General features: G+C 78.7%; 1 pseudogene. It reads right to left on the bottom strand.

The features are described from left to right. A pseudogene (locus GT030_RS14970) lies at nt 1-221 on the bottom strand (PucR family transcriptional regulator); the annotation flags it as partial.

Raw genomic sequence — 221 nt, 5'->3', positions numbered from 1 at the left:
AGGGCGCGGTCCACGAAGGCCGCCAGGTCAGGGTGGTCCCGCAGCCGCCACAGCAGCAGGTCGATGTCGAGGCGGCGGGCGTCGTACCAGGGCTGGTCCGTGAGGCCCTGTGCGGCGGCCGCCGTCTCCGCCGCGTGCCGCAGCCCCGCCGAGGCCGCCGCCCAGTCACCCGGCACCCCCACCACCACGACCGGCGGCCGGGCTCCCGGCCGGACCATCCC

The sequence above is a fragment of the Streptomyces sp. SID1328 genome (genome assembly GCF_009865595.1).
In the GTDB taxonomy this organism is placed as follows: domain Bacteria; phylum Actinomycetota; class Actinomycetes; order Streptomycetales; family Streptomycetaceae; genus Streptomyces; species Streptomyces griseoluteus.
This window is presented reverse-complemented; position numbering and strand designations above follow the sequence as displayed.